This window comes from Flavobacterium sp. CYK-55 (assembly GCF_018413465.1).
GTDB lineage: Bacteria > Bacteroidota > Bacteroidia > Flavobacteriales > Flavobacteriaceae > Flavobacterium.
This window is the reverse complement of sequence record NZ_JAHCDK010000010.1, coordinates 127,937-137,436: the sequence shown is the minus strand read 5'-3', so window position 1 is coordinate 137,436 and position 9,500 is coordinate 127,937. Positions and strand designations below refer to the sequence as shown.

The following is a 9,500-nucleotide window of genomic DNA, read 5'->3' as shown; positions in this document are numbered from 1 at the left end:
TATTGTACAACTCAAGCTACGTTCAAGGTACACAAACTTGTGACATCACTGTTTCACCAGCTGCTACAAGACAAACTGCTACTGCGATTAACGTATATGATGTAAAAGCTTATCCAAACCCATTTGCCAATCACTTCAAATTAGAATTGAATTCATCTAGCGAAAATGAAGTAAGTGTAAGAGTTTACGACATGTTGGGTAGAGCAATTGAATCAAACGTATCAAGCGTTTCAGCTTTATCAAACCTTGAAATCGGATCACGTTACCCTTCAGGAGTTTACAACATTATTGTAACTCAAGGAGACAATGTGAAAACATTGAGGGTAATCAAAAGATAATTAAGTCTTTGATATAATGAAAAGCCCGCTCTTTCGAGCGGGCTTTTTTATTGAGTTACTACGCGCAATAAAAGTATAAAAGGTTTAAGAAGTTGAGTTGAAACAGCCGAGTAACTAACAATCCACTACAAGTTTAAAAAGTGTAAAAGGTTTAAGAAGTTGAGTTGAAGCCCCATTCGTAATTCATAATTCGTAATTCATAATTCTTAAAGCGCAGCGGTCTCAAAGCGCAGCGGTCTGTAGGCGTAGCCGTGTCTCTAGCGCAGCCGTGTCTTAAATCCCACAACCCACTATAAGTTTAAAAAGTGTAAAAGGTTTAAGAAGTTGAGTTGAAGCCCCATTCGTAATTCGTAATTCGTAATTCATACAGCGCAGCGTGTCCGTAGGCGCATCCGTGTCTCTAGCGCAGCGTGTCTTATCATCCGACGCAGGAGGAATCTCACAATCAGCGCCAAGCATCATTGCTTGACTTTCTTAGCTTCCGGCTTATTTTCATCAATAAAACTATATCTTAGCAAAGCCAACATTGCTCGCTTTTCTAAACAACCAAAACCAACGCCATGAAGCCATTAAAAATCTTTCTTCTACTTATTTTTATTACCCAAAACTCATTTGCTCAATGTTATTCTAAAATAGTTTCTTATTCACGAAACTACATAGCACTGCAAACCGATGGAACGCTTTGGTCTAAAGGAACAACGTTCAATAGAAGGCTTTTAGGTTTTGGCGATGTTCCCGCGCCTACTGAGTTTACACAGATTGGGACTGACAATAACTGGTCTGAGAACATTTCGATAGGCTATTCAACCGTTTTTGCAATAAAGACGGATGGAACGTTATGGGTTTGGGGAGCAAATTCTGCTAACGCGGGTTTAGGAAGTGATGTTTATATACCATTCATCACTCCTACTCAAGTTGGTACCGACACTAATTGGGCAAAAGTTTCTACTGGAGGTGGTTTTACAATTGCAGTAAAAACAGATGGAACACTTTGGTCATGGGGCATTAATAATGTTGGACAACTAGGTATGGGCAATCCTGACAATACCTTTACTTTAAATATCCCTACGCAAATAGGAACAGACACTAATTGGAGTAATGTTTTTACTGGTTTGACACAACTTGCTTACGCTATAAAAACCGATGGAACACTTTGGTCGTGGGGCAATAATGGTCTTTACCTAGGCTATCCAAATGCAAATATCAATAACAACTATCGTTCGCCCAAACAAGTTGGCACCGATACGTGGAAAACTATTGCTGTTGGCTTAAACGGCCCCATGATTGACGGTGTCAAAACCGATGGAACTTTGTGGGGGTGGGGTCTAAGTAGTGTAGGAACTTATAGGTTTGGAAACGGTTCAAGCAGCTACACTTCTGAATTTCCTATCCAGATTGGAACAGATTCAGATTGGAAAGAAATCGGTTTATCACAGGCATCTACTATGGGTCTAAAAACCAACGGTACCCGCTGGGGCTGGGGTAGAAATACTACCGGACAACAAATGGGTATCGGTACAGGAACAAATGGTGGTTTTATCGATGTACCCACTCAATTAGGTAGTGATACAGATTGGAAAACCATATCGATAGATTTGGATGCGGGTTACGGTGACGGTATTAAAGAAAACAATTCCCTGTATCATTGGGGTAATGACCATCAAAACATAGTTGCGCCTTTTCCAACCCTATTTAGCAACACCAATTGCACCTTGGGGGTGAATGACTTTGAAGACGGTTTAATTACGGTATACCCCAATCCAATTTATGATGTCCTTCACATTCAATTTAATCAAAATGTGATTCAAAATGTAGAGTTAAGCTTATACAACCCACTCGGTCAAAAACTTTTGTTACAAAACACAGAGATTGTTAATCAAGAAATATCACTCAATTTGAGCAATCATGCTTCGGGGGTGTATTTTCTATCGCTCAAAATAAATGAGCAAGTGTACAAAACAAAAATTATTAAAAGATAATGGCTTCTGCCAACCCACTATAAGTTTAAAAAGTGTAAAAGGTTTAAGAAGTGTAGATTGAAGCCCCATTCGTAATTCATAATTCATAATTCATAATTCATAATTCTTAAAGCGCAGCGGTCTCAAAGTGTAGCGGTCTCTAGGCGCAGCCGTGTCTTAAATCCCACAACCCACTACAAGTTTAAAAAGTGTAAAAGGTTTAAGAAGTTTAGTTGAAGCCCATTCGTAATTCATAATTCGTAATTCATAATTCGTAATTCATAATTCTTAAAGCGCAGCGGTCTGTAGGCGCAGCCGTGTCTTAAATCCCACAACCCACTACTGGTTTAAAAAGTGTAAAAGGTTTAAGAAGTTTAGTTGAAGCCCATTCGTAATTCATAATTCGTAATTCATAATTCTTAAAGCGCCGCGGTCTCAAAGCGCAGCGGTCTGCAGGCGCAGCCGTGTCTTAAATCCCACAACCCACTACAAGTTTAAAAAGTATAAAAGGTTTAAGAAGTGTAGATTGAAGCCCCATTCGTAATTCATAATTCGTAATTCGTAATTCGTAATTCATACAGCGTGTCTCTAGCATAGCGTTTAAAATCCGAATACAATTCATATCTTTGATAGCATCAAATGATAGCATCAATGAAACCGCCATATAAAATCACACAGAATATTTTAAAACTAATAACTTCAATTTCTGAGAAAATCGGAGAAGTAAATGCCAATTATTTAAATAAGCAATCTCCTACTCTACGCAAGCAAAACAAAATCAAGACAATTCATTCATCACTTCAAATTGAAGGAAATACACTTTCACAAGAACAGATTACAGCATTGATTGAAAACAAAAGAGTAATTGGTCCTGAGAAAGATGTAACCGAAGTTCTCAATGCAATTAAAGTATATGAAAATTTAGAGCGCTTTAGAGCTACTGATGAAAAATCATTTCTAAATGCGCATCAAATCATGATGAAAGGATTAATGACTAATCCGGGAAAATATAGAAATAAAAGTGTTGGAATTGTAAAAGGATTAGAAGTTGCTCATGTTGCGCCGCCATTTGAAAATGTTCCTTTTTTGATGAAGGATTTATTTACTTATCTAAAAAAATCAGATGAAATTGCTTTGATCAAAAGTTGTGTATTTCATTACGAAATGGAATTTATTCATCCGTTTCTTGATGGAAACGGTAGAATGGGAAGGTTGTGGCAAACTATAATTCTAATGGAGAAATACCCGGTTTTTGAGTTTTTACCTTTTGAAACCTTAATCAACAAAACACAAAAAGAATATTATGAATCTTTAGCATTAAGTGATAAAGCCGGGAGCTCAACTGTATTCATAGAATATATGTTGCAAGTAATTGATCAATCACTTGCTGAACTTTTAAATTTTAAAAATCGTACGCTTCGTGAAATGGACAGGATTGAGTATTTTTTAAAAATTTCATCAAACCAATTTACAAGAAAAGATTATATGAATACATTTAAAGATATATCAACAGCAACGGCTTCACGAGATTTGAAAAAAGCAACTGAACTAAATCTAATAACAAAGCAAGGGAAAGATAATAGAACTTTTTATACGATAAATAGCTACAGCTCATAAAACGCCATTGAACGTGCGTCTGGCAAAAGACCATCATGCGCAATCCTATAAACATCCGGGTAAATTCATTAACCCAATGCAACAAACGATAAATTATCTTGGTAGCATTATAAAAAAATCACCTCATTCAACGATGAAAAAATCAAGAAGTTTTCTATATGATAGACCGAATTGAGAAAGAAATAAAGGGCACCCCAAAAACGGCCTTAGAAAATTTTTATGCCAATTCTCCTTATTCGTTTTCGGACACAACCCAATCTGCCATAAAAAACTTGATCAAAACCCCTATAATGCACATCTGTGAACCTGATATTCAATGGGGATTAAAAGAACGAGGTTACGACCTTTCTTGCAACAACATTAAAGATCATTCGGCTATGATTAATGAGTTGCATCGATTAGGAAACACCAATGCTGTTTTAGTAACCACAACAGACAAAGGATAAAGACAACCAAATCACATAAGAAATCCTATTTCTTATAGTATTGCTGACCCCGAACAAGTCATAAAATGGTTGAAATCACAATAACAAAAAAACTGTAGGCAACCCACTACAGGTTTAAAAAGTATAAAAGGTCTAAGAAATTGAGTTTAAAGCCCCATTCGTAATTCGTAATTCATAATTCGTAATTCATACAGCGTAGCGGTCTCAAAGCGCCGCGGTCTCTAGGCGCATCCGTGTCTTAAATCCCACAACCCACTACTGGTTTAAAAAGTGTAAAAAGTTTAAGAAGTGTAGATTGAAGCCCCCATTCATAATTCGTAATTCATAATTCGTAATTCTTCATACAGCGCAGCGGTCTGTAATGAAACGTGTCTCTAGCCTGTCTTGTCATTCCGACATAAGACATGGCCGCCAAACGTTTGGGACTACCAACTCTGAAACCTGAAAACAACACATTTAACATTAATTGCAGAAAATCTACAGCTAGCTTTCTAGGCAATGGCTACTTTTAAAAATAGAATAAACCTAAATGTTAAATTTTAGAATTTTTTATCCGAATTAGGGTTTCCCCTAATTGAATTGCCAATTTAGTTTTATAATTTCACCCAACTTCAAAAACCAAGCACATGATATAAGCCACTCTAAAAAGAGAAAGCCGCATCGGGATGATGCAGCTCTCACAGTCAAAAAAACACTCTTCGACAATTGTTTTTTTCAACTCGGTAAATTTAAACAAAACCGCTTTTCTAAACAACCAAAACCAACGCTATGAAACCATTAAAAATCTTTCTGCTACTTTTTTTTATCACCCACAACTCATTTGCTCAATGCTGGACACAAATTGCTGCTGGCGACAGTCATTCGCTTGCACTAAAAAGTGATGGAACACTTTGGGCATGGGGCTTAAATGACAAAGGACAGTTGGGTGATGGGACAACGATAAATAAAATCACTCCAATACAAATTGGATCTGATACCGATTGGGTAGCTATTGACGCTTCAGGACAAAACTCTATGGCGATAAAAGCCAACGGAACACTTTGGGCCTGGGGCAATAACTACGGGGGGCAAAATGGGAATGGTAATCATGGAAACGGAGCTATTGACACAACTCCAACGCAAATTGGGACTAGTAACGATTGGCAAAAGTTTTCAATTGAATCAAGTTTAGCTTTTGGAATTAAAACCAATGGAACTTTATGGGGTTGGGGCTTCAATCAAAGTGGGGAATTAGGTGTTGGTGATATGTTACCACATTATAGCCCAATTCAAATTGATACAGATACAGATTGGACAGATATTAGTATAACCAATCATATTTTAGCACTTAAAGACAATAATACGATTTGGGGTTGGGGATTGAATAAACAGGGGTCATTAGCTATTGGAAACCCTAATGATTTAATACTTGTTCCTACCCAAACAGGGAACAATACAGCAGATTGGCAAAAAATAGAGGTTGGAGGATGTTGTAGCTCCAAAATGATAAAAACCGATGGAAGCCTCTGGGCAATGGGAAGCGCTGATAATGGTAATTTGGGTACCGGAGCAACCGTCGATGTTAATACCCCAACTCGGGTTGGTACTGATAATGATTGGAAAACCGTCACCACAGACCTTCACAGCTGCGCTATCAAAAATGATGGAACTCTTTGGGCTTGGGGGTTTAACTTTTTTGGACAGTTGGGTGACGGCACTAATACTGTCAAAACCTTACCTACACAAATTGCTACCAACCAAACTTGGTTAATGGTAAAGGCTGGGTTTCAATACACACTGGCCATATCAAGTGATCATAGCCTATATGCATGGGGTAAAAACACTTCCGGGCAATTGGGTGATGGAACATTGATAAACAAAAACGTTCCTACTTTAATCGGAAATTCTTGTCCATTAAGCACTTCTGATTTTGATAGCTCAATGTCCATCAAAGTCTATCCTAATCCATCAAATGATCAAGTTACCTTGCAATATATTCTATCTCAACAAAGCCAAGTGCATATATCAATAACCAATAGTTTAGGCCAACTCATATCGAGTCGAACAGAAAAAAACAATTCAGGAGAGCAAAACCAAACAATTGATTTAACTTCTTTCTCTCAAGGAATTTATTTCATTACCCTCCAAACAGACAACCTACGTAATACTATAAAAATCGTTAAAGAATAATTTTAGTATTCACTTTTAAAAAAACATTCATGAAATCTTACCTTTTCTCAAAGCAATGCTTTGGGCTACTTTGTCTTTTCCTTTTCGGAATACAAACTCTTTCAGCGCAAAGCCAAAATCGACAAAAACTAATTCCAAAATCAACTACTTGGAACGGTTCAACTTGGACAAATGGAGAACCAAACGAGAAAACTAAAGCAATATTCGCAGCAAATTTTACTTCTACCAATGATATTACTGCTATATCTATTCAGGTTCTTCCTAACGTAGTAGTTACTGTTTCGGATAATAACAAAGCAAGGGAAAGATAATAGAACTTTTTATACGATAAATAGCTACAGCTCATAAAACGCCATTAAACGTGCGTCTGGCAAAAAACCATCATGCGCAATCCTATAAACATCCGGGTAAATTCATTAACCCAATGCAACAAACGATAAATTATCTTGGTAGCATTATAAAAAAATCACCTCTTCAACGATGAAAAAATCAAGAAGTTTTCTATATGATAGACCGAATTGAGAAAGAAATGAAGGGTACCCCAAAAACGGCCTTAGAAAATTTTTATGCCAATTCTCCTTATTCGTTTTCGGACACAACCCAATCTGCCATAAAAAACTTGATCAAAACCCCTATAATGCACATCTGTGAACCTGATATTCAATGGGGATTAAAAGAACGAGGTTACGACCTTTCTTGCAACAACATTACAGATCATTCGGCTATGATTAATGAGTTGCATCGATTAGAAAACACCAATGCTGTTTTAGTAACCACAACAGACAAAGGATACAGACAACCAAATCACATAAGACATCCTATTTCTTGAGGTATTGCTGACCCCGAACAAGTCATAATATGGTTGAAATCACAATAACAAAAAAACTGTAGGCAACCCACTACAGGTTTAAAAAGTGTAAAAGGTTTAAGAAGTTTAGATTGAAGCCCCCATTCATAATTCATAATTCGTAATTCTTAAAGCGCAGCGGTCTCAAAGCGTAGCGGTCTCTAGGCGCAGCCGTGTCTTAAATCCCAAAACCCACTACAGGTTTAAAAAGTATAAAAGGTCTAAGAAATTGAGTTTAAAGCCCCCATTCATAATTCGTAATTCATAATTCGTAATTCTTCATACAGCGCAGCGGTCTGTAATGAAACGTGTCTCTAGCCTGTCTTGTCATTCCGACGTAATACATAGCCGCCAAACGTTTGGGACTACCAACTCTGAAACCTGAAAACAACACATTTAACATTAATTGCAGAAAATCTACAGCTAGCTTTCTAGGCAAAGGCTACTTTTAAAAATAGAATAAACCTAAATGTTAAATTTTAGAATTTTTTATCCGAATTAGGGTTTCCCCTAATTGAATTGCCAATTTAGTTTTATAATTTCACCCAACTTCAAAAACCAAGCACATGATATAAGCCACTCTAAAAAGAGAAAGCCGCATCGGGATGATGCAGCTCTCACAGTCAAAAAAACACTCTTCGACAATTGTTTTTTTCAACTCGGTAAATTTAAACAAAACCGCTTTTCTAAACAACCAAAACCAACGCTATGAAGCCATTAAAAATCTTTCTTCTACTTATTTTTATCACCCACAACTCATTTGCTCAATGCTGGACACAAATTGCTGCTGGCGACAATCATTCGCTTGCACTAAAAAGTGATGGAACACTTTGGGCATGGGGTCAAAATGATCAGGGGCAATTGGGAGATGGTACAATTATAAATAGAGTTGTTCCGACTCAAATTGGCACTGACACTGATTGGTCGACAATTGATGCTATTGGTTTTAATTCAATGGCACTAAAAAGTAATGGAACACTTTGGACTTGGGGAGCTAACTATTATGGGCAAATAGGGAACGGAAGTTTTGGTTCTGGTGCTTTTAACAGTACTCCAACTCAAGTAGGAAATGATTCGGACTGGATTAAAATATCTACTGGCGGAATTAAAACATTCGCCTTAAAAAGTAATGGTACTATTTGGGGTTGGGGTTATAATATTGAAGGTCATCTAGGATTAGGGAATACTGATAATCATTCCACACCTTTTCAAATCGGCACTGATACTGATTGGGTTGAGATAAAAGCAAGTTTAAATCAAACAATGTCTATCAAAGGTAATCACACTGTTTGGGGTTGGGGATTGAATAAAGAAGGCTCTTTAGCTATAGGCAACCCGAACGATTTTATTGCTATTCCAACACAAGTAGGTGGTAATAACATAGATTGGCAAAAGTTAGACTCTGGAGGATGTTGTAGTACTAAAATGATAAAAACCGATGGAAGTCTTTGGGCAATGGGAAGCGCTGCAAATGGTAACTTGGGTACTGGAGGAACTGTCGATGTTAATACACCAACTCGGGTTGGTACTGATAATGATTGGAAAACTGTTACCACAGACCTTCACAGCTGCGCTATCAAAAATGATGGAACTCTTTGGGTTTGGGGTTTTAACTTTTTTGGACAATTGGGTGACGGCACTAATACTGTCAAAACTTTACCTACGCAAATTGCTACAAACCAAACTTGGTTAATGGTAAAAGCTGGTTTTCAATATACACTTGCCATATCCAGTGATCACAGTTTATATGCATGGGGTAGAAACACTTCCGGGCAATTGGGTGATGGAACGTTAGTAAATAAAAACGTTCCAACTTTAATTGGAAATTCTTGTCCTTTGAGTACTCCTAATTTTGATAACTTAAAATCCATTAGAACCTTTCCTAATCCATCAAATGATAAAGTTACCTTGCAATATATTCTAACTCAAGAAGGCCTAGTTAATGTTTCAATAACCAATAGTTTAGGCCAACTCATATCGAGTCGAACAGAAAAAAACAATTCAGGAGAACAAAACCAAACAGTTGATTTATCTTCTTTCTCTCAAGGAATTTATTTCATTACCCTCCAAACAGACAACCTACGTAATACTATAAAAATCGTTAAAGAATAATTTTAGTATTCAC

At 37.0% G+C, this 9,500-nt stretch carries 8 protein-coding genes; all 8 read left to right on the top strand.

The window, feature by feature from the left end; translation table 11 throughout:
- Positions 1-338, top strand: a 338-nt coding sequence (locus KIH23_RS11255) for a T9SS type A sorting domain-containing protein (protein ID WP_213213587.1), incomplete at its 5' end; no start/stop codon positions are given.
- Positions 339-898: 560 nt separating this feature from the next.
- A complete protein-coding gene (locus KIH23_RS11250; protein WP_213213586.1) occupies positions 899-2,317 on the top strand; it encodes a T9SS type A sorting domain-containing protein in 1,419 nt (472 codons plus the stop codon).
- A gap of 630 nt (positions 2,318-2,947) precedes the next feature.
- The gene (locus KIH23_RS11245) at positions 2,948-3,913 is read left to right on the top strand and encodes a Fic family protein (protein WP_213213585.1); all 966 of its coding nucleotides are present in this window, start codon (positions 2,948-2,950) and stop codon (positions 3,911-3,913) included.
- 158 nt (positions 3,914-4,071) lie between these two features.
- A complete protein-coding gene (locus KIH23_RS11240; protein ID WP_213213584.1) occupies positions 4,072-4,359 on the top strand; it encodes a hypothetical protein in 288 nt (95 codons plus the stop codon).
- Between the two features lie 768 nt (positions 4,360-5,127).
- Positions 5,128-6,528 carry a T9SS type A sorting domain-containing protein gene (locus KIH23_RS11235; protein WP_213213583.1) on the top strand — a complete coding sequence of 467 codons (1,401 nt, stop codon included), beginning with the start codon at positions 5,128-5,130 and terminating at the stop codon, positions 6,526-6,528.
- A 29-nt stretch (positions 6,529-6,557) separates the two neighbouring features.
- Positions 6,558-6,839 (top strand): hypothetical protein, encoded by a 282-nt coding sequence (locus tag KIH23_RS11230; protein ID WP_213213582.1) that lies wholly within the window; start codon positions 6,558-6,560, stop codon positions 6,837-6,839.
- Positions 6,840-7,033: 194 nt separating this feature from the next.
- The gene (locus KIH23_RS11225) at positions 7,034-7,357 is read left to right on the top strand and encodes a hypothetical protein (RefSeq protein ID WP_213213581.1); all 324 of its coding nucleotides are present in this window, start codon (positions 7,034-7,036) and stop codon (positions 7,355-7,357) included.
- 726 nt (positions 7,358-8,083) lie between these two features.
- Entirely contained in the window at positions 8,084-9,487 is a 1,404-nt protein-coding gene (locus KIH23_RS11220) for a T9SS type A sorting domain-containing protein (RefSeq protein WP_213213580.1), read from the top strand.
- Positions 9,488-9,500: the final 13 nt, after the last annotated feature.

Bases quoted from the DNA above. Each gene is read 5' to 3' on its own strand.
- KIH23_RS11245 (WP_213213585.1), top strand. From the start codon at position 2,948: ATGAAACCGCCATATAAAATCACACAGAATATTTTAAAACTAATAACT.
- KIH23_RS11235 (WP_213213583.1), top strand. From the start codon at position 5,128: ATGAAACCATTAAAAATCTTTCTGCTACTTTTTTTTATCACCCACAAC.
- KIH23_RS11250 (WP_213213586.1), top strand. From the start codon at position 899: ATGAAGCCATTAAAAATCTTTCTTCTACTTATTTTTATTACCCAAAAC.
- KIH23_RS11230 (WP_213213582.1), top strand. From the start codon at position 6,558: ATGAAATCTTACCTTTTCTCAAAGCAATGCTTTGGGCTACTTTGTCTT.
- KIH23_RS11220 (WP_213213580.1), top strand. From the start codon at position 8,084: ATGAAGCCATTAAAAATCTTTCTTCTACTTATTTTTATCACCCACAAC.
- KIH23_RS11240 (WP_213213584.1), top strand. From the start codon at position 4,072: ATGATAGACCGAATTGAGAAAGAAATAAAGGGCACCCCAAAAACGGCC.
- KIH23_RS11225 (WP_213213581.1), top strand. From the start codon at position 7,034: ATGATAGACCGAATTGAGAAAGAAATGAAGGGTACCCCAAAAACGGCC.